The organism is Clostridium sp. YIM B02551 (assembly GCF_022324735.1).
Lineage (GTDB): Bacteria > Bacillota > Clostridia > Clostridiales > Clostridiaceae > Clostridium_T > Clostridium_T paridis.
In genome coordinates, this window is the sequence record NZ_JAKGTF010000003.1 from 78,975 (window position 1) to 104,876 (window position 25,902).

Annotated in this window: 25 protein-coding genes; 2 read left to right on the forward strand and 23 right to left on the reverse strand. The window is 30.0% G+C overall.

The features are described from left to right. Positions 1-19: 19 nt before the first annotated feature. From L1S47_RS04605 to L1S47_RS04700, 20 genes are all read right to left on the reverse strand, one after another. Positions 20-202, reverse strand: a complete 183-nt coding sequence (locus L1S47_RS04605; RefSeq protein WP_238882313.1) for a hypothetical protein — start codon at positions 200-202, stop codon at positions 20-22. Positions 203-235: 33 nt separating this feature from the next. Continuing rightward, positions 236-469: a hypothetical protein gene (locus L1S47_RS04610; RefSeq protein WP_238882314.1), complete on the reverse strand. Its 234-nt coding sequence runs from the start codon at positions 467-469 to the stop codon at positions 236-238. 147 nt (positions 470-616) lie between these two features. Continuing rightward, positions 617-922, reverse strand: a complete 306-nt coding sequence (locus tag L1S47_RS04615; protein WP_238882315.1) for a hypothetical protein — start codon at positions 920-922, stop codon at positions 617-619. Positions 923-1,616: 694 nt separating this feature from the next. Then, complete coding sequence (locus L1S47_RS04620) at positions 1,617-2,066, reverse strand: hypothetical protein (RefSeq protein WP_238882316.1); 450 nt, start codon at positions 2,064-2,066, stop codon at positions 1,617-1,619. Positions 2,067-2,094: 28 nt separating this feature from the next. Continuing rightward, the gene (locus tag L1S47_RS04625; RefSeq protein WP_238882317.1) at positions 2,095-2,811 is read right to left on the reverse strand and encodes an RHS repeat-associated core domain-containing protein; all 717 of its coding nucleotides are present in this window, start codon (positions 2,809-2,811) and stop codon (positions 2,095-2,097) included. A gap of 565 nt (positions 2,812-3,376) precedes the next feature. Further along, complete coding sequence (locus tag L1S47_RS04630; RefSeq protein ID WP_238882318.1) at positions 3,377-3,655, reverse strand: hypothetical protein; 279 nt, start codon at positions 3,653-3,655, stop codon at positions 3,377-3,379. Between the two features lie 35 nt (positions 3,656-3,690). Next, complete coding sequence (locus L1S47_RS04635; RefSeq protein WP_238882319.1) at positions 3,691-4,320, reverse strand: RHS repeat-associated core domain-containing protein; 630 nt, start codon at positions 4,318-4,320, stop codon at positions 3,691-3,693. Positions 4,321-4,733: 413 nt separating this feature from the next. Further along, positions 4,734-5,456 (reverse strand): hypothetical protein, encoded by a 723-nt coding sequence (locus L1S47_RS04640; RefSeq protein ID WP_238882320.1) that lies wholly within the window; start codon positions 5,454-5,456, stop codon positions 4,734-4,736. 34 nt (positions 5,457-5,490) lie between these two features. Continuing rightward, positions 5,491-6,351, reverse strand: coding sequence for a site-specific tyrosine recombinase/integron integrase (gene xerA, locus L1S47_RS04645; protein ID WP_238882321.1), 861 nt, complete (start codon positions 6,349-6,351; stop codon positions 5,491-5,493). Between the two features lie 252 nt (positions 6,352-6,603). Beyond that, positions 6,604-7,077, reverse strand: coding sequence for a hypothetical protein (locus L1S47_RS04650; protein WP_238882322.1), 474 nt, complete (start codon positions 7,075-7,077; stop codon positions 6,604-6,606). Between the two features lie 51 nt (positions 7,078-7,128). After that, positions 7,129-7,767, reverse strand: a complete 639-nt coding sequence (locus L1S47_RS04655) for a hypothetical protein (protein ID WP_238882323.1) — start codon at positions 7,765-7,767, stop codon at positions 7,129-7,131. Between the two features lie 265 nt (positions 7,768-8,032). Next, positions 8,033-9,442: a phage/plasmid primase, P4 family gene (locus tag L1S47_RS04660; protein WP_238882324.1), complete on the reverse strand. Its 1,410-nt coding sequence runs from the start codon at positions 9,440-9,442 to the stop codon at positions 8,033-8,035. Positions 9,443-10,007: 565 nt separating this feature from the next. Beyond that, a complete protein-coding gene (locus tag L1S47_RS04665) occupies positions 10,008-10,313 on the reverse strand; it encodes a hypothetical protein (RefSeq protein WP_238882325.1) in 306 nt (101 codons plus the stop codon). Continuing rightward, a complete protein-coding gene (locus L1S47_RS04670) occupies positions 10,310-10,585 on the reverse strand; it encodes a Mor transcription activator family protein (protein WP_238882326.1) in 276 nt (91 codons plus the stop codon). The genes L1S47_RS04665 and L1S47_RS04670 overlap by 4 nt, the downstream gene beginning before the upstream one ends. A 111-nt stretch (positions 10,586-10,696) precedes the next feature. Beyond that, on the reverse strand, positions 10,697-10,834 hold the full coding sequence (locus tag L1S47_RS04675; protein ID WP_238882327.1) for a hypothetical protein: 138 nt from the start codon (positions 10,832-10,834) through the stop codon (positions 10,697-10,699). 25 nt (positions 10,835-10,859) lie between these two features. Then, the gene (locus tag L1S47_RS04680) at positions 10,860-11,249 is read right to left on the reverse strand and encodes a hypothetical protein (RefSeq protein ID WP_238882328.1); all 390 of its coding nucleotides are present in this window, start codon (positions 11,247-11,249) and stop codon (positions 10,860-10,862) included. A gap of 15 nt (positions 11,250-11,264) precedes the next feature. Next, positions 11,265-12,146: a tyrosine-type recombinase/integrase gene (locus L1S47_RS04685; RefSeq protein WP_238882329.1), complete on the reverse strand. Its 882-nt coding sequence runs from the start codon at positions 12,144-12,146 to the stop codon at positions 11,265-11,267. A gap of 498 nt (positions 12,147-12,644) precedes the next feature. Further along, on the reverse strand, positions 12,645-13,181 hold the full coding sequence (locus L1S47_RS04690; protein WP_238882330.1) for a hypothetical protein: 537 nt from the start codon (positions 13,179-13,181) through the stop codon (positions 12,645-12,647). Between the two features lie 109 nt (positions 13,182-13,290). Further along, on the reverse strand, positions 13,291-19,281 hold the full coding sequence (locus L1S47_RS04695) for a DNRLRE domain-containing protein (RefSeq protein ID WP_238882331.1): 5,991 nt from the start codon (positions 19,279-19,281) through the stop codon (positions 13,291-13,293). A 261-nt stretch (positions 19,282-19,542) separates the two neighbouring features. Beyond that, complete coding sequence (locus L1S47_RS04700; RefSeq protein WP_238882332.1) at positions 19,543-21,519, reverse strand: ATP-dependent helicase; 1,977 nt, start codon at positions 21,517-21,519, stop codon at positions 19,543-19,545. A gap of 189 nt (positions 21,520-21,708) precedes the next feature. Between L1S47_RS04700 and L1S47_RS04705 the strand changes: the two genes are divergently transcribed. Continuing rightward, entirely contained in the window at positions 21,709-23,178 is a 1,470-nt protein-coding gene (locus tag L1S47_RS04705) for a nicotinate phosphoribosyltransferase (RefSeq protein WP_238882333.1), read from the forward strand. 26 nt (positions 23,179-23,204) lie between these two features. On the opposite strand, the gene L1S47_RS04710 is transcribed toward L1S47_RS04705, so the two are convergent. Further along, entirely contained in the window at positions 23,205-23,414 is a 210-nt protein-coding gene (locus L1S47_RS04710; RefSeq protein ID WP_238882334.1) for a hypothetical protein, read from the reverse strand. 148 nt (positions 23,415-23,562) lie between these two features. After that, the gene (locus L1S47_RS04715; RefSeq protein ID WP_202767739.1) at positions 23,563-23,889 is read right to left on the reverse strand and encodes a hypothetical protein; all 327 of its coding nucleotides are present in this window, start codon (positions 23,887-23,889) and stop codon (positions 23,563-23,565) included. Between the two features lie 305 nt (positions 23,890-24,194). Here L1S47_RS04715 and L1S47_RS04720 point away from each other — a divergent pair, with 305 nt between their 5' ends. Continuing rightward, on the forward strand, positions 24,195-24,608 hold the full coding sequence (locus L1S47_RS04720; protein ID WP_238882335.1) for a Fur family transcriptional regulator: 414 nt from the start codon (positions 24,195-24,197) through the stop codon (positions 24,606-24,608). Between the two features lie 31 nt (positions 24,609-24,639). Here L1S47_RS04720 and L1S47_RS04725 read toward each other — a convergent pair whose 3' ends face one another. After that, complete coding sequence (locus L1S47_RS04725; protein ID WP_238882336.1) at positions 24,640-25,854, reverse strand: ABC transporter substrate-binding protein; 1,215 nt, start codon at positions 25,852-25,854, stop codon at positions 24,640-24,642. Between the last annotated feature and the right edge of the window lie 48 nt (positions 25,855-25,902).

A 25,902-nucleotide genomic window follows, 5' to 3' on the forward strand; every position in this document is an offset into this window, starting at 1 on the left:
ATAAATTAATATGTTATAGTTATTTATTTTTCTTTTTAACCCATCTAATTATTAAAAATATAATGTATATTGAAGCCAATACAACATCACAAACAATTAATTGATCATTAGATATCACTGAAAAAATTTTAAGTTCCATACCAATTGCTAGTATAATTATAATACTTAACTGCATTGCTCTATTAACATCTATCTTTTTCATTTAACCTCCTTAATTAGTCATAGCTTAATATATTCATTTATGCTCATTTCTTAAGACATATTTTTTTACCTCAGTTCTAAACATCATTTTTCCACAATATTGACATACTTGAGAACTACCATCAACTATAAATTCAACATTACCACACTGTTTACTACAAACTGCATATGCAATATATATTTCTTTAGGAAATTTAATTTCTTCAGGTTCTTCTATATATTCATCAAGCTCATATCCTTCAAAGCCTTCGAATTTTGATCCCTCCATTTTATAACCCCCAATTAACTCATTTTCTCTAGCATATCTATCGTCTCATATAAAAATTCGCTTTTTCCGAAATAAAAATAAAAATCATGAACAATCTAAGATTTCTCTTAAACCATCCATGATTTCTTTATTTTTAAATTTCATTTCCTACAATCTTATGTTTTTTAATGTATCATATATAATTATAGCTAGCCCAGTTAATAAAACAATCCATATTCCTAGAATAATCCACTTATAAGCAAATTTTGTAAATTGATCATCATTATAATAACTATAACATTTCTTCTTTATTTCCCTTCTTTTTATTAGCATAAATACTCCCGTATAAAATAGTACTGCACCAGGGAAAATAAAATTCCAATCAAAATTGAAATCTGGATAAAAAGAATCTATAGAAATATCCAAACACATTATAATTACATATCCTATAAAAAGTTTCAGTCTAAGTTTCATTATTTTCACCCTACCTAAATCATAACTTAGATATCATATATTTTCTTTACTATTCTATACCAGTTGCATTTACATGGAGGATTACCTCTTCATAGCAGTTTAGCATATATACATTTTCAAACTCCATTCCTTTTACTCCATGTAAGAAATATATGAGGACTTAGAGATATAGTGATAAAGCCATTTCCATATTTAGTTTTATAAAACATTCCATACATTTAACTATTTTGATTATAGCATATTTTAAGAAGCACTCCCATCAAACTTTGCCCAAAATGCGTCCATTTTCTGTCCTTGGTACAAAAAAAAGAAAGCATCTGTCAACTTCAAATGACAGATACTTTCTTTGTAGTCACTGCATTATTTAGTTTATGCAGTGTATTCAAACATTAAAATTCAATCATATTCTTTGAATTACCTTTAAGAATCAAATCATTAGTAATTTTGTAGTCAGTTCTCCTGATTTATGCTTCGAGATTTAGTTATTACCTTTTACTCAGTGAAAAGAATACAAGATAACTTTGATGTATATCAATAAATCCATTTCCATTTTTAATTTTGTAAAACATTTCATACATTAAAATTATTTTGATTGTGTCATATTGGTTGAATAAAAAATCATGAACAGCTCAAGATTTTTCTTAAGTCATTCATGATTTAGTATATTTACTACAACTAAATTTTAGAGTTAAACCTATTTATGAATAGAATTATATAATATAAATAATCCAAAGATTGCTAATATCACATATAACATTATAGCTGGAATAACAAATTGTCTAATTCTATTTGAGTCACCGCTTTTAATTACAATTCTATACCCAAATATGGTTAATGCCAATATAAGTTCAATAAATGCTACTGCAAGTATAATGAGTTGTCCACTATCACTAATTCCAATGTAATTCTTTCCGATCACTAATAATCCCATTAATAAACCAAATATTAATGCTGCGATTATTATTTTTTCTTTGTCTTCTTCAGCATCTTGTCTTTTTAATTTAAGTATTTCATATACTAATGTTATTGAAACACCTCCTAAGAATATTAATTGGTATTGTGGTGGGAAAAATCTCACCACCGAGCCGAAGGCAACTGCAATTATTAATATATATGTTGGAACACTTTTTGGTTTCCTATTCATGTAATATACCTCTTATATCTTAATATTTTTAATCTCCGTACATTCTTCTTTTTATCTCTGTAGTTCCCATACCTATTCCAAAACCTACAAATGCTGATATACCAATCGCAACCCCTGCTGAAAGTCCTAATGGAGCAAGTAATAAACCTGCAACCACACCCAATGCTACTCCACCTGCATCAATAGCTATTCTTTCTGCTGAATGATTGTGGTGTATATCATCCCAAACATTATATCCAAATGAAACTATTGTAGCTGTTCCACCTAAGTATTTATAACCTTTGGATGCTGCACTTAATAAAGGCTTTGATTTTACATACGTAGTATATTCAACTGAAATACCACCTCTTGGCAATGCCTGCTGCTCTATTGTAATCTTTCTTAATGGATTCGCTATCTGTGCCATTCCACAAGCAGTTCCACTATCTATAGCTGATGGTAAAGCACCTGTTAATGTGTTTATAACTACATCTTTTTTCAGAGGACTAGGCGGTGGTATCCTATTAGCTCTTCCCATAAAGATATCATCTTGTACTCCACCATCGATTATTGAGTACCTATAACCATTTGGGTCTTGCATATTTACCGGATTATTAGCACAATATGCAAACATATTATGTCCAAGTAATTCACCAGTTTGTCCAACCACCGCATCAGCATTTATAAACCTTCCCCAATCAGGGTTATAGTATCTACTTTGAAGATAGTACATTCCTGTCTCGGTATCATATCTATACTTAGACACCTAAATCTTGATATCTATCCAAAATCACCAAACCTGAAACACATTGATATCACTAACTTAGAAGCACTCACTACAGTACACCATTGTTAAAACCAATGAACTTAGAACTGTCCATTTCAAAAGTTGTTGCCAAATCAGCTTAGTTTCTACAATGATTTAGTAAGCTTATATCTTCATTGGTTTTTCATTCCTTCTAGCATTTTTAATAGTTTGACGTATATTTCTACTAATTTTCATTAGTTTTTATAATGATGAGCCAATGCTCATACTTCTTTGTTAATTTTACCATTAATTTGCACATAAAGAAAAGCCAACAAGTATTTATACTACCTGTTGACCTTTCAAATGGTTACCTCTCACTACAGAATCTTAGTTATGCATTATGTTGCAATCTTGTGATTTAAGCATTTTCATTGAAATTATTGATACTTGAATCATAGATTAATTTTTGTAGTCAGATGCACAGTTTTATTCATCGAGAATTAGTACACTTTTTACTTTATTTTTAAAAATTCGAGATTATCTCAGACTAAATTAAAATAAATCTACATCCAAAACTTAATCATTAAAATTCTGAACATCCTTTTTCATCATGTTTTTTTGCTTTTTGTACGAATTCCTTAATGAAATCTTCATCATATCCATAATCATCTAGTAATTCTTCAACATTTTTAGGAATTGGCTCATAATTTAATTCTTTCCTCGCATTAATACATTCAATTAATCTTTGGTATAAGGCTGTGTAACACTTATCTCCATCACCATAAATAGCTTTTTCAATTTCCTTTGTAATATAATATTCAAGTCTATCAACTACTAAACATGAATGCTTCATCTCTTCCATTATATATCTCTCCTTTTTATTTAATGATTTTACTTTTACGGCAATATTGCAGCACCAGCTAAGCTCGCTCCGCCTGTTTCTGGTGCTAATACTATCGCTCCTCCCCATTTTACAACCGTCCAAACTGCAACTCCACCAATTGCTAAGTATGCTAAAGTTCTAGAATCTTGTGAATCGAATCCTTCAACTATATTATGACTTCTAACTTTTCCATTCGGATAAACATGATCATGCGATCCATCTGGATAGTGTCTTCTCCATCCTTCTCCGCCATCCATATCAATATCTGGCACCCATACATTTCCTTTTTTATCTAACCACCCAGTCTCACCTCTTGCTCCAGGTGCCGGTATTCTTTTCTTTGCCTTATCAGGATTCTTTGGTGATTTATACCCAGTTTCAGAAGGAGGTGGTGTTTTAGTACTAATGGCATTTATTATTTGATTTTCTTCATACCAATTTGTTGCTATCATTTCTCTATATCCATTCGGATCGAATTTATTTATTGGGTCATTCTTACAGTAAGCAAATATATTGTGAGATAGTAACTCTCCTACACTTCCGCATAAAGCATCAGCATTAATAAATCTTCCCCAATCAGGGTTATAATATCTTGAATTTAGATAGTACATTCCAGTCTCGGTATCATATCTATACTTAGACACCTAAATCTTGATATCTATCCAAAATCATCAAACCTGGAACACATTGATATCACTTACTTAGAAGCACTCACTACAGTACACCATTGTTAAAACCAATGAACTTAGAACTGTCCGTTTCAAAAACTGTTGCCAAATCAGCTTAGTTTCTACAATGATTTAGTAAGCTTATATCTTCATCAGTTTTTCGTTCCTTCTAGTACTTTTAACAATTAGGTATATATAAGGTGTAATTAAGGTAGACTTTTGACTTATACTTTGTTGATTTCAGTATATTGAGGTAAATAGGCATGTTATTTTTCTAACTACAATTTATTATAGAAATTATATCATATTTATATATCCTTACCAAATTCTGCATTAAAACATAAAAAGAAAGTATTCACCAACTTCAAGTGATGAATACTTTCTTGTGTTTATAATTCAATTAATGCCCCTACTTCTCGTTTGTAGCCATATTTTTTTAGAAATTCTATCATTGCTATTTGAAACATATCCTTCTGAGAAATATTCTTCTCTGTGCTATATTCTCGTATTAGTAGGTCTAACCCTGTCACCATATGTACTGATTTTGTTACGCATAGTCCTCCAACGACGTATCTTGGCATTACCATTTCGTCATTTGAGTATGAATTCAGCAGTTCCATTAACTTTTCCTTATTATTTTCTAGCATTTGAAAGATGTCTGAATTATGTATGTTCCTTCCACTTTGATTTTCTTCTTCATCATCTACTATTATACTGCTATCCCTTTCATAGTTTGTCTTTTCATTATTCCAAATATACCCTCTAGCTTTCATGTATGATGCCATTGTCTTGTGGTTTTCAAATCCTTGTTTCTTAGCTATGTCTCTTGCTTCCAACTTCTTTGAGAACATAGAAATGATTCTAGCTGGTTTGCTACTTGCTTCATCTTCATACTCCCTTAGTATTCTTTCAGTCTTTACCTGTTTTTCGTATTCACTTAGTTTCTGATAGTTTTGTATGCTATCATTCCAAGTGTATTGATATCTCTTCATGTACGCTTGAAGTCCTTTATAGTCCTTATATCCTAGTATCTTTGCTACTTCATGTCTATTGTTGCCAGCTTTACAAAGCTCCAAAACCCTTTGTATCTTCATTTCAACCTCATTGTTCATCTATCGCTTTCTCCCTTCTTTACAGTATTATCACTTACAGTGCATTTACAGCTTGTCCTAAGTCCACAATGTTAGTATGTGTATATATGCTAGTTGTTTTGATTGATGAGTGCCCCAGTAGCTTTTGTATCCTCAATATGTCTACTCCATTTTTCAGTAGATTACTTGCAAAAGAATGTCTTAGTATATGAGCTGTTACATGCTTATTGATTCCTGCTTTCTTTGCTGAAATCTTTAGCTTTCTATTAATGTATGATGGATGAATACTTCCTGATTTAGTACAAAAGAACTTATCCGAAGTTTTATTATTTCTCCAAAGCTTCATGTAGTCATATAGTAGAGGTTTCAGCTTATCATTCATCGGAATACTTCTATCCTTATTACCCTTTCCAAGCTTTACTAGGATAATATTATTAACAAAGTCCACGTCATTTATTGTTAGGTTTACACATTCACTTACCCTTATTCCAGTATAGTATAGTGTCTGAAATACTAGTCTTATTAATGGCTCATCTGTATTCTTAACCAATGCTTGTATTTCATTTTCAGTTAGATTAACCCTCTCTTTATAGTCTAACTTAATATAAGCTACTTCTTTAGCAGGGTTACTTGTACAATAAGCTTTTTTTATTGAAAAGGTAAAGAAACTTTTTAGTGTTATTACTACTCTCCTACGACTAGCCGGAGCGTAGTTCTTCTTTACTCGTGTGTAGTAGAGATATTCTTCGATATCATCTGTGGTTATTTCATCAACATATACTTCACCATTATATTTTTCATACAGAGATTCACTAAAAAGTTTCATATCCTTCATATAGCTTCTTATTGTTTCACTGCTTTTTTGAAGGGTTATTAAATTCTTATGATATAGTTCCATAGCTTGTTTAAGTGTCATATACCTTGCTCCTTCCTTTTTATTGTTGTTTATCACACACGTCTGAAATTAATTATATTTTTCTTGCTCTAATTCCTTCTCATGGTTTCTCTAAATCTCCCTCACTTTCTTCTATTACATGATTAAGTTATGATTCAAATTCCTTATTACTACCTTTACCAATCTATAATATATATCTGATTCTATTTTTCATTACAATCTATATCTATTCCATCATTCTTAAACTTGCTTTTGCTATTTACTATCTTAACCTTATTGATATAATTCCTTCATTGCTTCTGATTGCATTCTTAGTAGTTTATTTTCTAATCTTAATTTTTCATGCTCTGTCTTGCTGTATTCATCCATTAAATATACACTAGGATAAAAGTTACATATTAACCTGTAATCCTCAATTTTAAATTTCTTCAATACTTCACTTACATAATTAACTGTATCTTCTACTTTGTTATAAACTTCCTTTAGGTTAAGTATCTTATTTAAATCACCATTATCAAGTATTATTGATATATCGTTATTAGATATCCCCACGTTATTTACTTTATTGCTAAACTCGTTAGATAAATCATTTATATCAACATACTCTTTTAGTTTTGATGTTGGAATTGTTACTATATTTGACTCAAATATAAGCCCATCATCTTCAGCCCAATATTTAAGTATTTCTTTATCGACATTTAAATTTATTAATACATTTTCTTTAGGTCTTTTTGAATTATTTATCATCTTAATCTCTCCTCTATCTTCATCTCTAATATGTATATTTGAATAGCTTTCTTAGTTAACCTCTCTAACATTTATAATTGCAATGGTACTTCCATCAGCTTGAATGTAATCAACTTCTGAAAAAGTTATTGATGTCCTGTCACTAAAATCTAATCCATACTTAGTAGTAATTTCTGAAACAATTCCTGCTGAATAGATAGCTCCCTTCTTACCACTTGGATTTATTGCTAGATGATTATTGTTATTAGGTAATGTTTCTCCTATTGCAATGCTTTCTGCTGAAAATGAGATTGCAACCCTTGTTGGATTGTTCAACTTGTCCATCAAATCTTTTGACAATGTTACTCTTTTTCCACAATTAGAATTTATGACTGACATGACTCCTGCTTTTAAATTGTCTCTACTTGTAGGTTTACTTGTGGCTGGCTGAAACATTTCTAAGTTGAAGCTCTTACTGATTTCTTGACTGCTATCAATTATTACTTCTTTTTCTTCACTGTTATCTAATTTTTCAACTTCTTGCATTTCTTGTACCTCTTCATTTTTCACTTCTTCTGATTGCATTCTTCTTTCTTTCATGAATTCACGAAATCGTGCTCTAGGCTCTATTGATACTTCCTCATTTGTTACCTGTTCGTTTTTTATTAAATCACTACTTTTGACAATAGGGTTTCTTTTTATTACTGCCATCTTAATCATTCTCCTTCTCTATTTCTTATTTATTAGTTTTTATTTTGGTCTTATCTACGGTTTTAGTTTGGTTCGACTAGGCTTATCTACAATCGTTGATTTTATTCGATTGGGTCTAATGGTCACATCTTCAGTGTCTTTTATCTCTATTTATATTTTAGGAAAATCTCTTTAAGGAGATTTTCTTGAATTAATATGACCAATTAGTCCAACCTATTGATTTTGCTCAACTTAATCTATCCTGTCTTTGACCAATTTGTGACCTCTAGCCACCCAATGGCGGTTTTACTACATATTTAGCATTCAAAATTGGATTGTCAGGAGTAACTCTATATTCTCCAACTACTTTTACGTTAGTACAATATCTGAATGTATTTGACCTACCTAGTGTACAGTTATAATTCAATGCTTTAGCCTGCTCCTGAAATTTCTTCCAGAACCTTTGAGTACTTATCTTTGCGTATCCTTCCATTCCATTAGCTTCAGCCCACACTCTAAATGAATTATAAATAATTCTTCTATCTTCTCTATGGTCAACTTTAGCCTTTCTAATGCACTCCTCAAAGAATAAAACCATGGGATTTAAATCTTTTTCATATTGCTTAATTACTTCATTAGAAGTTGTACACTCTGAAAACTTAAAATTGTTTTCTCTCAGTCTTTTCAACCCCTCTACTGCCCAACGAAATATCCCTTGTGCTTCAAGTTTCAGTTTTTCTTTGAGGTCTCTATCTCGATTTTCTTCCTTTACAGTATTTCTAAAATGAAGAATGCTCAATCTTCTCATGAAACCATAGCTTGTATCCTTAGTATGTGGAAGATTATTAGTTGAAAATACAAGCTTTACTGTAGGCTTGAACTCAAAGACTGGCTTATTCTTCTGCTCAGCAGTTATAACATCTTCTCCAGTGATTGCCTTGAAGTATTGAGTGTTAAAACTATTTCCATTGCATTCATTTTCATTACTAATGTTTGCAAGCTTATTGTATAAACACACTCTAGAAAACCCTTTATGTAATTCATTCAACGGTATACTTGATATATTTTCTTGACCAATCAAGTAACTCATTATGTCAATAAACACCCCCTTACCATTAGCACCTTCCCCGTAAAGTATCAGTGCCTTTTGTGCTTTTGTTTCTGCTGTTAGGAGATATCCTGCCCATTCTTGTGCCAGAATCTTTGACTCTTCATCTCCTTGAAAGCAATCATCCAAAAATTTCATAAACATAGGACACTCAGCATTCTCATCATATGGAATAGGTATTTGGATTGAGCTGTAGAATTCAGGATTGTGCTGTACTAGAATATGTTCTTCTAAGTCATACATTCCATTTAACATATTTATGTATCTCTTATAACTATTTAGCTCAATGTTAATTAGCACTGTTCTTTTTAATGCTTCCACATATTCCTTTTCTAATTTAGTATTCCAAATATCATCGTTATACCTATGAAGAACTTCTCTTAGCCGCTTGAAAACCCTCATTTCATCAACTTCTGTCCACTTACCAAATTCATATTTTATAAATTCCTGCTTATGGTATTTCAGATATGATGTTTTTGAAACGTACTCTGCAAACTTGTTTGCACTAAAATATTCAACTTCTCCAGTCTGTTTGTTAAGAATCATTCCCATTTTTCTTGCTTTCTCTAAATGCTCATCAGAAAACATTTTTAATCCCCCTTAAACTAATATTTAATTTATTTTTTTTATTTTTTGTCATCGACAATACTATATTAATCTGTATTCATATTTCTATCAATCGCGATAAATCCGCATATAATCTAATCTCAGAGAATTGTTATATTTTTACACACATCGCTTTTCTACATATATTTCCTTTTATGTATTTTTAATCAATGCAAGGAAGTCCTACCTCAAAAAAATGTGCCATCTTTCGTTCCAGGACTTCTTAGCTCCCATTTAAGTAATTAATTTACATAATATTCATATATATTGAATACTTTACATATATTTCTTACAATTATTTATTTAGGTAAGTTCTATTTCCTCTATATTTCGCATTATCGCTTGTGTTTTTAGTTCCCAATACAAAAAAATAAGTGATAGCCTCATCTATCACTTATTTTTAAATTTACACTTATTAAATTTTCATTTATTTTTTTCTGAATTTTTAATCACTATATAATTTTATTAGAACATATGCTTTACTAACTGATTCTAACAATTCATATTCTCCATTAGCATAATTTTTTTATTTCTTCATAATTTTTATCTATGCATCGCTTCCTTTTATTTTTGTATATATAAACCTTATTATATAGCCTATTATTGCAATTAGTACTCCTATCTTTATTAGAAACCATATAATTGAGAAAAGTCCTCCAACAATTCCACCAAATAAGTTAACAATGAATGCTGCTATTATGCAACATATGAACCACATTGATGCCATTGCACCAAAGCCAAAATGTACTATGTCAAATACTTTATGTAGTAACATAAATATTATTGTACCTCCTACTATAGTAGCAACTACTGCAACAAATGTTGTTAATCCTCCTACATCAAAAATATTCACTTTTCTTTATCCCCCTTGCATAATTTGTTGTCGTTCACTAACTTTCTAATCCATTTTTCGGTGTATTCTAAGTCTCTCGCTAATTCCTTTATGTTTTTCCCATCATAATTTTCAGAAATATATTTTATTACATATTCTTTTGAGTATAATCTCATTGGAAATGTTATTTGCTGACCTTTATAGTACTTATATATCTCTCTTACTATTTCAAAACCTAGATTTTCGTGTACAGACTCGTAAATCCCACTAAAGTCACTACTTCTATATTTCATACATACCTATTAGCACTCCTCCCATTTAAATTACATATTTAATATAACTACTCTTAAAGCATTTATCATTGGAATTCTCTCTTGTAAAATTCCAATGATAACTACTACTTCTTATATAAATTTTCTTAAAAACATTGATGAAACATTAAATTTACTTGATATATTTGATATTGCAGTATCAGCATCCATCCCTCTAGCAATTAATTCTAAAAGTAATATTATTATTTTTACTATCATAACTGGATTCATTATTTCTCTCCTCCTATTTTTATAATTAGTCCATTAGAAATTTCATTATATATTCATCAAATTCTCTCCCAAATTGTCCAATCGTATAGTACACAGAAACTCCAAATGAATCACCTGTTACCCAGATTATTTTTATCATTTCTGTATCTTCTACCTTCACCTTTGTTGCAAATTCAGGCAACACTTCTGGAGTACTATTACTACCTTGCATTAGTCCAAAGCTATCTAAAACCTCAATTGTATCTCCCTTTTCTATTATCACAATTGCTCCAACTTCACTAAGATTATATCCTTGCCAGCCATCACCAACTATTCCTTTAGCTATCTCCCTAAAGTAGGCTTTTATTTCTTTCTTTAATGTTTCTGTAATGATATCTGTTTCTTTGATTTCTTTATAACTGTATAATGTTATCATTTTACTTTCCTCCATCTATAACAAGCTTACTGCCCTCATCTTTTCTTCTTTACTGCTATTGATATAGAATTTAGCAGTAGTTTCAACACTACTATGTCCTGCTAGTTTACTTACAGTCGTTAGGGGTACTCCTTTACTTACAAGTCTTGTACAAAAGGTATGTCTGAAAGTATGTGGCTTTAGCTTTATTCCGAGTTCCAATTCATACGTGTATTTCTCTAGTAGTGTATTGATTGCATCTCTTTTCAATGCTCCCCTTTGTCCCAAAATCAGATATTCTGAATCACTATATTGGTTATCACTACGCTCAACTAGGTACTCCTTAATTGCTTCAACTACTTCATTCTTTAATGGTACTTCTCTAATCTTTCCGCCTTTTCCCTGTATCTTTAGATGACTCGTTAGAAAATCAATGTTGTTAATCCTTATACTACAAAGTTCACTTACTCTTACTCCGGTGTACATCAGTAGTAGAATTATCATCTTATCCCTTCTGGTTACATTCTCTTGATTTTGAATGTAAAACAACATCCTCTCCACTTGTTTTTCCGAGAATACTTCAACTTGCTTTTCTGAGCCAAAAGCTACCCTCATTCGGTCTTTTCTAAGGTCTACAACAAATTCATTACAATACTTGTTTTTCATTAAAAAGTTATTGAATGATTGTAGACTATTAATTTTTTTATTAATGGTTGCTACCTCATATTTATTTTCAATGAGATAACTTCTAAAGCTTGTGATGTAGAAACGTTTTAGTTCTCCTTGAAATTTTACTTCCATGCTTTGAAGATAGGTTACAAAACCAGCAATGTCTCCGACATAACTTTCAATCGTCTTTTGACTCTTACCATCTTCCTTTAAGTATCTTTTGAATTTCTCAACAAAATCTGTTGCCATTTCTACTCTCCTTTCTTTTATTTTTAGGCATAAGAAAAGAGCTAACGCTCTAAACGTTAGCTCTTTTTGTTACTATTATTAGAATATATATTTGATATTTCTTTTAATTGATTAATCCAACTCTCACTACAGAAATCTAATTATGCATCATGTTGTAATCTTCTGAGTTAATCATATTCATTAGATTAACTATCAGAATAAAATAACCAGTAATTTTGTAGTTAGCTATTCTGATTTTATGCATCTAGATTTAGTTATCACCTTTTACTCAGTGCAAAAACTGCAAGATAACTTTGATATACAGTAATGAAGCCATTTTCATGTCTAATTTTGCAAAACATTTTATACATTAAACTTATTTTGATTATATAGCACTAGGATTTTGTATGTGGAGAAAAATAAAGAGAGTCATTATGACTCTCTTTATTTTTAATTACATGATTCATACTTTTCAAACTATTGGCTCACATAAATTGTATCTTTTTCCTGTTTAGTCACTTACTTTCTTACTGTACTAAGAACCTTAAGAACCTTTTCATCCAAGGAATTACACGATATCTTAGTAATATCTATTAACTTTATTAAACTAACTCCATCTTCCTCTCCATATTCATTTACTTGCTTTATATTACAATTATCATCTTCAATTGCCTCAATGTATCCCTGAACATCGTAAAAACCACTATTCAACAATTCTATTGAAACAATATATTCTTGTTGTTCAGCAAATCTTAGAAATTCTGATATAAAATTATCATCTTGTAATGTGAACTTCTCATGTATTATCTTATTATGCTTTGCCAATTCTAGTATTTTATTCTCATATTTTCCATCTACATTAATTCTAACTATACTACTAATTTCTCTTAGCACAAAACCATCATACTGCCCATCTGGTGAAATCATTGCAACTATAAAAAAATCATCATTATAGTCAACAATATATCCAAATAAGAATTTCGATGTATTATTTTCATCTGTATAAAAAGACGCCGCTTTTTTATTCTTCTTTAAATCCTCTAATTTTCTTTTCATAATAAATTACCTCCCAATAATTAATTTAACCGACACTTTTATTTAACTGTAATTCTTCTACACTATATTTAAAATCAGTTTACATTATTTCATTTCTTCATACTGATGTTTATGAAGCAAACGCTCTTATAATTAATCCCATACCTGATGATAAAGTAATAGAATCATCTGCTACTCCAGCACCTCCAGTCACAACATCTTCAACTAAGGTTCCTCCTATTATTAATATACCTCCCCCCACCAAGAGTGCTCTCGTCTTGAAGTCTGGTGGTGTTATATCTATATTTTGAGGCCTTCGCTTATTAGGATTAGGACGTCTCCTAGCATCGCCTTTTTCTCCTCCACTATCTCTTTGCTTTCGAGTTTGACCCTTTTGATGTTTTTCTTGAGTACTTGGTCTTGCATTATTAGTATGTTCTTTATAAAAAAGAACATCTGGATTATTTGCGTACATTTCAGCTAATGATGCTTCACGTTGCTCATCTGTTTCATGCCCTTGACCATCTCCATAATCTGGTCTATCTCCATCTTTATCACTCATATTTATAGGATTATTCAAGCAATAGGCAAACATATTAGTTGAAAGTAAGTCTCCAGTTACAGCTGCAATCTCATCCTCATTTATAAACCTTCCCCAATCAGGGTTATAGTATCTTGAATTTAGATAGTACATTCCAGTCTCGGTATCATATCTATATCCTCTATATCTATATGGGTTCTTTATTCCTAAGGTGTCCTTTAGTGTTCCATCTATAGATAGAAGTTTTCCCCATGAGTCATAGCTATAACTTACTACCTGAGTTCCGTTTGTATCTACTAATCCTATTATATCACCTTGTCCATTTCTTACATAGAAATATTCTGTTCCGTTTAATTTAATACTTATTAGGTTATTGCTTGCATCATAGGTATAGTAAATCTTATCTACTGTACTTCCATTAGTTACTTCTTCATATACTACCTTATCTCCATTTAGTGTATACTTACTTACTACTCCATTTACATTCTTTTCTGTTCTTATTCCACTATCATTATACTTATATAAGATCGTCTTTCCATTGCCTGTTATTCCAGTTAAGGTTCTTCCTCTATCCCATGTATAAGTATTTCCATCATATGTTAGTGGATTTCCTATTGCATCATAAGTTATTGCTTTTCCGTTATAACTTGTTAATTTATCCTTCCAATTTGCATCTCCATACTGATAGACCTTAGTTCCTGTTGCTATTCCTAAACTTCCATTTGTATATGGATATTCTGTTTTTGAAACTATATTTCCACCTGCATCATAGCTATAAGCAATTGTTTTATTTAATGCTTTATTATCTTCTCTTATAAGCTCTGATAATTCATTATAATAAAACTTCTGTAATAAAGCTGTTCCTTGGCTTATAGTTTCTATATTTCCATTTTTATCATAGGTATAGTTTAATATACTTCCGTTATTATTTACACTTTCTACTCTTGTACTTTGTGAACCATTTGCTCCTGCTTTAAATCCATATGATGTTAAATAAGTCTTTCCATTTCCAAAGGCTATTGTTCTACTATCATTTCTTCCTAATGTATCATAATGATATTTTACATTTTCACTTTCACTATTTAAGGTAATAGTATCAATTCTATTATCTTTATCATAATTATATCCTGTACTATATGTGTTGCCATTTATTATACTTGTTTGTTTACTTACATTGTTATTAACATCAAAATCATTTCTAAAAACATTTCCTTTACTATCCGTTACTTTAGCTAATCTATCTGCTAAATCATAGGTATACTTATAAGTTACATTATTAACCCTATCTTCTAGCAACCCAAGACTTCCATTAGAATCATAGCTATAATGTGCTATTTCTAAACCATTTGCCTTCTTAGAGGTTATTCGATCTAAATTATCATATCCATTTTCAACTATATTGCCATTTCCATAGGTTGATTTAGTTAAATTACCAGTAATAGGGTCATATGCATTGGTTATAAGTTTTTGAGTTCCTACATTAACGCCAGTATTTCTGCCCACTGAATCATATGAAAATTTATAGTTAAATCCATTATGAGTTATTGTATCTATTCTATCATTTAAATATTGATAACTATTAGTTATAACCTTTCCGTCTACTGTCTTTGATGTAGTTTTTAAGCTGTCAGTATTAGGATCGTAAGTATTTGTAGTTGTGTTACCTTTTGGATCAGTTGTAGTCAATAAAGTACCTTTGTTTGGATCATAATTATAATTTACTGTATTACCTAAAGCATCAGTATTAGTTGCTAGATAATTTCCATTTGATGTATAGGTAGCTGAAGCTGATATAAATGTTGTAGTATCACCAACGGTAGACTTCGTTGGGTTTCCATAAGCATCATAATCAAAAGTGCCAACTACATTCATTGGTGAAGTTGCTGTCTTTACATTTCTCTTTGCATCATAGGTAAAACTATATTTATTGTCTTTGGCATCTGTGGCAGTTATTAAATCATTATTAGCATTATATTCAAATTTACTACTCACTTTTCCTAATAAGTTTTTAGTAGATTGTATATTACCCTTTGAATCGTATTCATAGCTTTGTCCAAATTGTTCTTTAAACAATTGTAGATTATCAAACCAAACAAAATTTTCCTCATTATAATATAATGCATAGAATATTAAAGATGTATATGCTTTATTAGCAATTGCTTTTCCTGATGTAAATTGCCAGTTTCCTGTGTCACTATTAAAATTAGCAACTGTCCATTCTGTTGTTCCATCCGTATAATTAATTCCTAAATCTAATGCAAAATATCTATTTGTTCCAGACTCTTTAGGCAAAGCATCTGCCTTAGCCCATCCCGACATAACGAAACAATCTCCTGCTCCTCCTGATACGTTTAAAGTTTGATATATATTTTTACTTTGTCCTAAATCTCCCTTAATTCTAAAACTAGAACGATTCTCAAAGTTAGTTGCTATACCATTTGAATCACTTGTATTATATGTCCATTTTTCTGATGTTGCTTCTCCATAATCAAACTGCGAATTTTCTAGAAGATTATATCTACTTTCTATATTTCCTTCTTCAAGCTGAAGTGCATCAAAATAGGCCACTCCTTTATCTTCTAAAAGGCCTTCTCTTATATAAACTAGATTTGATGCTGAATCTTCTGGAAGTGTAAAGGATACGGAATATCTTTCCCAATCAGTAGTTCCAGTTACATAATTACTTTCTATAGTTTCCCATTCACCAGAATTATCTTGATAGTTGACAAATAAAGCTGCTCCTTTGCCCATATCTTTAGTTACATCTGTAGTTTTTATATATCCTGAAAATACATATGTTTTTCCCTTAGTTAAATTTACACTTTGACTGTAGAATATTCTATCACCATAGTCTGTTTTAGAAACCTTTAATGAATTTGAACCCAAGAAAGCTGCTTCAGTAGTAAGATTTCCACTACCTTTACTTAAAGGGCCCCAAAATCCTTGCTCCCAGTTGTATTCTGCAGGTTCCACACTATGATTTTTTAAATAGTTTCTATTGCTACTTTCAAGCTTTGAATCTAACTCTAATTTATTAAATGCATTACTTCCTTTAACTCCATATTCATATGCTGTTGCATTGCCATTAGGATCAGTTATACTTGTAGTATTACCCCAGTTATTAAATTGATAAGTCTCTACTCTTCCTTTAGCATCTGTAAAATCAGTCTCATTAAATCCATAATCAATAGTAAGCTGACCACCTGATACTCCATCAGATCCTGTTTGTTTAACGCTACTTGTTCTATAAGGTGCTGCCGTATTATATCCATAGGTTAGCTTTAATCCATCAAAATTTGTTGCACTAATTAGATTATGATTTCCATCATATGCATAAGTTGTAACTTTTCCATCTGGGTAAGTAATTGTTGTAAGATCAATACCTGTATATCTAAATTGAGTTTTTCTTCCAGAGAAATCTGTAATACTTAAAAGATACCCTTCTGGAGTTGACTCAAATGTGTTCTGTCTTCCTGATGAATCAGTTATTTGATATAGAGTTGTTCCATGGTAAGAGATAATATTTGTATTTCCATTCTTATCGGTTATCTGATTTATATATCCACCAGGCACAAAGTATAAGTCATTACCATCTTTATCTGTAATGTTATAGGAATTATCTGCATTAATTTTGAATGTTACATCTAACCCATCGTCACTTTTGTAGCTGCTAGATGCTGAATCATATTTAAAATAATGTTTTGTTCCATCCCCATCTATATAATCATAATATTGAGTTCCACTAATTACTTCGCTTATTACTCTTTGATTAATATTTGTTCTCCAGCCAAGTCCATATCCGATGCTATCTGCTCTATCATTGCTATTATATACATGAGTTATTGTTAATGGATTTCTATTTCCTGTATTATCTACATCATTATGAGTAAATATTAAATTTCCATTATAATCGTTAATATATCCTGTTCCTGCTCTTCCTGCATTTTGAGAATGGTATGTCCAATAGTTTTCAAGTCCGCTATTATTAATATACGAGATTACTACTTGTGGCCACCCTCCACTATAAGTATTTGAAGTATCTGAGGACAAAAATGTTGTATGTCCTGAGGAAGGATTTGTTCTTCTTAGCAATAAGCCATTATTATCGCCATAGTTATACCAATATTTAGCCATGTTGGTTATATCCCAAGAATATAAATTTCCTGAAACATTTTGTGTGTCTGTTATTTTATACTCTGCCTTACTGTTATCTACTGAAGGTCTATTACTCCAAGTTAATGTACTTTGATCCCATGGAACTAGTATTCTGTGGGCTTCTATTTCACCATCATACCCACTATAATTACCTATCTTTGTTAAAAATAAGTTTGCACCTACCACCATATCTCCAGTTTTTAATTTAGGTAAGTTATTAAACTTAATATATGTTTCAGCTGTTCCTACATTTCCAGGAACATTTCCTACTCTTACGAATAAATTATCATCTTTATCTGATGTATCTATTGAAGCCACAAATGTAGCTATAATGTCATATCTTGATAGCGTTGATGTAACATTTGGATCAACTACTATTGGATAACTTCTCTTACTGTCATTAATCCATTCTTTATTTGGAGTTAAAGTTAAGGTATATCCTTTTTTATTCTCTTTAACATCTATTTTAACATCACTAGAAGTTTCTCCATTTGCATCATACATAACAGGAGGCACTATATTGAATACCTCTTGTTTAGTTTTCTTATCTAAAAATCTAACTGTATTATCTTTTATTTCTGGTATTAAGTTCTTTAGTGATAAATTAAAGCTAAATACATTACTATCTATCGCTTTATTTATTACAATATTTTCTTTTAATGTTTTACCTTTAAGTAAGTATTGAAGGTCTACCCCTTCACTTATTTCATTAAAGTCGACTTGTGAATCATTTTTATCTGCAATAATCTTCTTTATATTTTCTTTTTTAGTTTCCTTATCCTTTGACTTATCATTTTTAGTAAATTCATCAATTTCACTATCTATATCTTTTTCTTTTTCTTCACCCTTAGATTTATTAGGTGCTTTTATATTCCATGATACTTCATAGTTATCTTTCTTAATGGATACAAGTTTCTTATCGTTTACATTCTTAGCAATTTTTACGCTTATTTCATTTTCTGTGTTTTGATAATATTTACTATTATTGCCTTCTTCATCCTTTGCATAGTCTCCATCTTCATCTTCAGTATATACTGAATCTTTATTTACTTGTTCCTTTGCACCATTTATAAAATCCTCTGTCTGCATTGGCATATCATTTACATCAGTATCTTCAGATGCATCAACCAATGTATTATCTATGTCCTCCCACTTACCATCCTTTAAGTAGTGTACAGGCTCATTGTACATAACTGCTTGATATGTGCCATCATCCATCAAAAAGTACTTTTTATTTTCTTCTCTTTTATCTTCTAATTCCTTTACTACAGAAGCTTCTTTTATTTGTGTTTCTTCATTAGTAGGAGTACCTGTTTCTGCTGCTGATGCTGGAGTCTTTTCCTCTGCTTTTGCTGTAATTGGAACCATTGTAAATAAAAATGCTACAATAAGAAACCCAGCGATCTGCTTAATACTACCTTTCATAAAAATCCCCCTTAAATTTTACTTTGAAGCATTATTTTCCAGCAATATATACTTCGATTATTTTACATATTTTCCCTCTGTATTGAAAACATTTTCGTTCATCAAGTTTCTACAAGTTACTAGCATTTAATCAATATATCACCTATTCATTACAATTGTTTTATAAATAATTTCTATATTGATAACCCACTCTTTTTAATCGCACTAAAAAAATCATGAATAATCTAAGATTTCTCTTAAACCATTCATGATCTTAATTTATTACTTCACCTCTATAAGCCTATTTAAAAACAATATGCTTAAGGAAAACTTCCTCTTTACTCCATCTTCAAATTCTATCTCAACTACGTCATCTTTTAAGGATACTATTTCTCCTTCTCCATGACTTTTGTGAAATATCTTATCTCCTTTATTTAGCTTGCTTTTTTCTTCTGGTTCACCTTTAAATTCAAGCTCTTTTATAAAGGGAGATGTTTCTGTAAATCTTCCTCTTAAGGTCTTTGGTGCATATATATTTAGATTATTTATAGCTCTTGTAATTGCTACATAAAATAATCTTCTTTCCTCTTCTATATCAGTTGCATTTGCATGGGGAATTACCTCTTCACAGCAGTTTAGAATATATACATTTTCAAACTCCATTCCTTTTACGCCATGTATGGTGCTTAGTAGTACACCGTCTTCTTTAAAGTCTCTCTCTTTATTAGATAACTTTTCTTTTACTTCTTCTACATGCACAAGCAGCGTTGTTATGCTTTTAAAATCTAAAACTATAGTTCTAAATTCCTCGATTATCCTTTCAAAGTCATCACTTGCTACTCTAAATTTTTCACCATATTCTCTTAAGTATTCTCTATACTCAAGGTCATTAAGTACAGTGTCTACTGCAGAAGGTAGTGATAATTTATTTAAATATGATATATCTTTTTTTAGCCTTTCTAAGTTATTCAATTGAAAGCTTTTAAAATCTCCATTTATAATTAAGTCATCAAATACATTTCTTCTTTCCCTAAGCTTGCTTAAGCTTTCTATATTATTCTTACTTATATACCTAAAGGGCTTATTTATTATCCTTTTAAATGCTTCTCTATCATAAGGATCTATAGATAGTTTTAAATATGCTAATATATCTTTACATATAAAGTGTTCAAAGAAGTTATATTCCTTATCTAAAAATCTAAAAGGTATTTTTCTTGCAATAAGTTCATCACTTATACTTCTTGATTCTATATTAGTCCTATAAAGAATTACGTTACTATTCAGAGCAATCCCTTGCTCATTCTTTTTTACTATACTGTTTACTATGTCCTCCCCCTGAAATTTTTCATTATAAGGTTTAGATATATTAATATTTCCTTCTTCTCCTCTATAATTTATAATTTCTTTTGGATTTCTTTCAAGGTTATTTTTAATTAAGTTCTTTGAAAGCTTAACTATATTGGATACACTTCTATAGTTATATGATAAATAAACCTTCTCTCCTCCAAACTCTTCTTTGAAATTAACCATACATTCTGGTCTTGACCCTCTAAAACCATATATACATTGATCTTCATCCCCAACGCAGAATAGGGAATTACTCTTATTTAATAACTTTAAGATTTTTAGTTGTATTAGATCGCAATCTTGAAACTCATCAACTAGGATATACTTAAGCCCATTTGAGTAATATTCAAGTACCTTTTTATCCTCTGAAAGTAATTTATACATTTCTAACTGTAAATCATCAAAGTCCATAAGATTCTTTTCCAGCTTATAGCCTTCATAGTTCTCAATACATTTCATTGTGATAATATCGTCTATTTTATATTCGCCAAGAGAGGTTTTAAATCTAGAAATCTCATTTAGCATTTCTTTTACTTTATCTTCTGATATTTCATCAATATAAACTTTCAAGGTATTTTCTACTATTTTATAGGCCTCACTAGTAGAAATTATATTAATGCTCCCTAAATGTCTGATTAGAAGTTTATAAAATAATCCATGAAAAGTACCAAAGAAAGGAGGCTTAGGATTAGAATTATCTCTTAAGAATCTATCCTTCATATTATTAGCTGCTGCCTTTGTGAATGTTATAACAAATATATTGCTTGAATTAACCTTTAATTCTTCTAATAAATGCTTGACTCTATTTATTATTACTGTTGTTTTTCCACTTCCTGGAGCTGCAACAATTAATGTATTTCTACTTTTTACTTTTACTGCTTCGTTTTGAAATTTATCTAATTTATATGACATGTTATCCCCTTAATTTCTAGCTTTCCTATATTCATTAATTATTGACATAAATCTTATCTTTTAATTTATTCATGCCTGATATCAAACAAGAATAAATTAAGTTTCATATAAAACCATATATCATATTGTAATAATTAATTAATAAGGTTACAATAATTTTATAATATTTTACATAAAGGCGGTATTATTATGACAGAATTCTTTGATGTTAGAGACGAAAGAAATCTTACTATGCTTGTGGATTTTTATGAGCTAACTATGGGAAATGGTTACTTTAATAATAACTTAAAGGATCAAATAGCTTATTTTGATATGTTCTTTAGACGTGTTCCTGACGGCGGTGGTTATTGTATCATGGCTGGAGTTGAGCAATTACTTCATTATTTTAAAAATCTAAAATTCACAAATGAAGATATTGATTATCTAAGAAGTAAAAATATCTTCACGGATGAATTTCTTCAATATTTAAAAGACTTTAAATTTTCATGTGATGTTTGGGCTGTGCCTGAAGGAAACCCTGTTTTCCCAAATGAACCATTAGTTACTGTTAAAGGTCCAGTTATTCAAGCTCAATTTGTTGAAACTATGGTACTTCTTACAATTAATCATCAAACATTAATTGCAACTAAGGCTAATAGAATATGTAGAGCTGCTAATGGTAAACCTGTAATCGAGTTAGGTTCTAGAAGAGCTCAAGGTTATGATGGAGCTATTTATGGGGCTAGAGCTGCTTTAATTGGTGGATGCGTTTCTACTGCATGTACAATCTCAGAGCAACTTTTTAACATTCCTGCAACTGGAACTATGGCTCACAGTTGGGTTCAATTATTCCCTACAGAATATGATGCTTTCAAAGCTTGGGCTGAAACATATCCTGATAATGCTGTTTTCTTAGTTGATACATATAATGTTACTAAGTCTGGAATTCCAAATGCTATAAAAGTATTTGATGAAATACTTACTCCAATGGGATATAGACCTAAAGGTATAAGAATTGACTCAGGTGATATAACTTATTTAACTAAGAAATGTAGAAAGATGCTTGATGATGCAGGCTATTCTGACTGTAATATAATTATCTCAAATTCTTTAGATGAGTATATTATTAGTGATGTTTTAAAGCAAGGTGCAACTATTGATAGCTTTGGTGTAGGTGAAAGACTTATTACTGCTAAAAGTGAACCCGTTTTTGGAGGAGTATACAAGCTAGTTGCTATAGATAGTGAGAATAGTATAATTCCTAAGATTAAAATAAGTGAAAATAATGAGAAGATTACTAATCCAGGTTTTAAAAAGTTATACAGAATTTTTGATAAAGATTCACATATGGCAATAGCTGATTTAATAACACTTAATAATGAAATAATAGATGAAAATGAGCCATTAGAGATTTTCCATCCAATTCATACCTGGAAGAGAAAGAAAATAACTAATTTTTATGTAAAAGATATGATGACTCAAATTTTTGACAATGGAAAATGCGTATACGATTCTCCATCTGTAATGGATATAAAAGAATTTGCAGCTAAAGAAACTGAAAAATTATGGCCGGAGGTACTTAGATTTGAAAATCCTCATACTTATTATGTTGATTTATCTGAAAACCTATGGACTCTAAAGCAAAGTTTACTTCATAAATATTCAAATATATATAAATAAAAAAAGGATGAATTATCATCCTTTTTTTATTTATATGCAGTTAATTTTGGTAAATGAAGAAGCGTAAATTCTTCATCATAACCGTAGCTATCAATATCTCTCAATGATATTGTTTTAGCTGTAGAAAATTCTTTAAATGGACATATTTCATTCTCTTTCGTCCCAACACTCATAGGACATTCAGAATAACATGCAAATTTTTCTCCGTTAATTGACCAAAATGGACATTGACTCATAAACTCCCCCCCAGATGTAAAGGATATCTACATAATAACACCATTATAATCCAAAGTATAATTAAAATAAAGCTAAATGAGTAAATTTTTGTTATTTATATGTTAAAATTAAGATTTTCGTAATGTCTTTTGTATATTTCTCCATATTTTACTTGAATTTCTTGTTTTTCACTACCGAAATATTTATAATTTCATTTTGAAATGCTTTTAAAAGTGCCTTTTCAAGAACCTTTTCTTGATCAAAGTTTTCAATATCATTGCAAACTGCAAAAACCTTATTAGTTTCTCCATCTACATTACTATAAGTAAGAGTAACATTAGGCTTATCATATTCTACATCTAATATTTTTAATCCCCAGGACATCTGTGCAAACTCATTCTCATATTTAAGATATGTTAATTCCTTTAATTTCTTTGTCTCCTTTTTAGGATCTTTAACTATTATTAGTTCATCCCCAACCTTATACTTAGCCATAAATATTGCCTCCTATTTCTTTTGTAAGACCAAATTCATATTATTATCTAATTTTAGATAAAAAATAAAAGAACAGAAAAAACTGTTCTCAAGAAAAATGAAATAAAATGAACATGGAATTTTAAGCATTGTTAATTGTTTAACAACCTTAGGTTCATTCTACCAAAATACTAGATATAATTCAATAGTTTTTTTATAATTTTTCTGTATTTTATAAAAAATTGCAGTTATTATTAATCAATAACCATTGACAAAGGAGAATTATTATTATATACTTTAGGTATTAATATACGAGGATGGTGAAAATGGATAATATAACAGCTATTTTTAAAGAAAAGAAACTAAAGCTTACTCCCCAAAGAATTGCAGTTTATAAATACCTTAAGGGAACGAAGGAGCATCCTTCCGCAGAAATAATTTATAAAGCACTTCAATCTGAATATCCTACTATGAGCCTTGCAACTGTTTACAAAGCATTAAAGACTCTAGTTGAAGTAGGTTTGGTTCAAGAGATAAATGTTGGAGAGGGAAACTTTAGATATGATGGTACTGTTTCAGAACATCCTCATGTTCAATGTATTAATTGTACTAGAGTAGATGATCTTTCTGAATTAGATCTTACTTCTCTAAATGTTGAAGCTGAAAAACATTCAAAATATAAAGTCTTCTCAAACAAAGTATATTTTTATGGTGTTTGTGATGATTGCCAACAAAAATAAAGCTACCTGGTAGCTTTATTTTTTTGCCTTATTATTTATTTGCTGCATCAATAACTTCTTTCCAAGCTTCTCCAGAGTATTTCCCTGAACTTATTTCACTTAATTTATTTTTTATTAGATCCGCATATTTTGAAGGCAAATTATAAAAATAGAATAAATTATTTTCATTAGCATTTTTAATCTCTATTGCCATTTCTCCTCTTGTACCCTTAAGCTTTTCATCTAAAGACTTACTACCAGTTATTATACCTTCTTTTGATAGAGTTTCATATGCTTCCTCTTTCATCAAATAATCTATAAATTTTCTCCCACCTTCTTTATTTTTTCCATTAGCATAAAGAGAAACCATTGCACTTATCCCAGTTGGTGAATAGTTAATATTTTCACTTAAATTTATGTTTGAGTAACTTCTAAGTGGACTATTCTCATTAATATTTTTAGAAAGATATGATGTTCCAAATATAATTGGTATGCTACCTTTTTCTAGTTCTTTTATTTCATCTATAGATGTTTCCTTAAATAACCCTTTATTAAAATAACCACTATCAACAAAGGATTTCATTGTACTAAATATGGTTTCCATTTTGGTTATTTTTTGATAGTCCTCTTTACCTGACTTATAACTTTCCCTTAATTCACTAGGTAGCAAAAGGTAATTTGCAATATATGTAGATAAAGCTAATTCTACTGTAATATCCTTTGGTAATATATATGGAATCTGTATATTATTATCTCTAAATCGCTTTAATAATCCTAAAGCTTCTTGAGAATTCTGTGGAACTTTTATACCAAGCTTACCTAGTGCTTCAGGATTATATATAAAGTCAAAGGTATATGGAAATAATCCTAGACCATAATATCTATCATTAACTCTTCCACTAGCTCTATTAATATTATTAAAATTATCACTGAATTTTTCTTGTTCAAATATTTCATCAATAAATCTAAAATTATTATCTTCAGCTATGTCAATAAATGTGTCCCTAGAAGAAATCACTATATCTGGTTCAACTTCTTTATTTTTTATACTCCCATAGATATTAGACTTACTAATAATATCTACTTTTATCTTTGAGTTTTTCTGCTTATATCCTTCAATTAATTTATTTATATTTTCTGGGGCTGTAATTTTATTTTCTTCCATCAAAATCTTAATATTATCATCAACGTTAATAGTTTGCTTTTTACATCCAAATAAAAAACTCGATATTGATATTATAAGTAAAATTGATACTATTTTTTTCATTTGTACTCCTCCTTTTAATGTTATTTTGCTCAATTATTATGTACTCAT